Origin of the sequence: Streptococcus danieliae (assembly GCF_009767945.1) — a bacterium.
GTDB classification, from domain to species: Bacteria; Bacillota; Bacilli; order Lactobacillales; family Streptococcaceae; genus Streptococcus; species Streptococcus danieliae.
In genome coordinates, this window is sequence record NZ_WSRS01000169.1 from 1 (window position 1) to 838 (window position 838).

Below are 838 nucleotides of genomic sequence, written 5' to 3' on the forward strand. Positions count from 1 at the left end.
TACAATATTTGTCGTTTTGAACAGATCAAACGACTGAATTTGAATACATGGGCTTAGTGCGCCCAAAAATCAGAATTCTCCCGATAATCGGGATAGAAAAGTAGGAAATACAGGGACTTTTGCTGGAAATTGGAGGGCAAGAGTCCCTTCTTTTTTTATATGACGGAATACTTCTGGTTTTTAGAGGTGCCCTTAAATTTTCTTCAATTGTTTGATCCTCAATCAAACCAAAATTTTGAAACAAGTACCCTAGCTCATGACGGAAAAAATCTGTCGACTGATAACTAGCCAAGTCTCGATTCCGATAGAAAATAGTTCCATCATAAGATTCTAATTTTCCTATCATATTCATTAGAGTTGTTTTCCCACTACCGCTTGAACCAATTAAAGCATAAACTTTCCCAGCTTCAAAAGTTATGGAAAGATTCGAAAACAAACGCCTTTCCCCAAAAGCTTTACTCACATTTTCAAGGTGAATCATATTAACCTCCCTTTAAAACAAGCGTACTCATTTCATTTTCTTTTCTAACTTGATTCTGTAGCTGTAAAATGGAAAGAATGGTAAAGAATAATAAGGCCAACAAGGCAACCAGTAGCTCTACTTCCAGAAACAGACTAGCTACAAATCCCAATAAAAAGACGGCTATTTGAACGAAAAGATAGTTGCGATGAATTTCTAAGAAGCCTAGACCTGAAATTCGTTTAATACCCAAATTATTCATACCTCAAACAACTCCGTGTAAATAGCTAAAAAATCATCAGAAATTGCCAAAAAACAATGGCAATTTCTGATGATTTTTCTTGTCGTTCAATCTGTTCTAAGGATAAAAATGGATTC

The 838-nt window shown here is 35.2% G+C and carries 2 pseudogenes; both read right to left on the minus strand.

What is annotated here, in order from left to right:
• Window positions 1–148: 148 nt before the first annotated feature.
• Window positions 149–481, minus strand: a pseudogene (locus E5983_RS10065) (ATP-binding cassette domain-containing protein); the annotation flags it as partial.
• Between the two features lies 1 nt (window position 482).
• Window positions 483–713 (minus strand): annotated as a pseudogene (locus E5983_RS09255) (DUF1430 domain-containing protein); the annotation flags it as partial.
• Window positions 714–838: the final 125 nt, after the last annotated feature.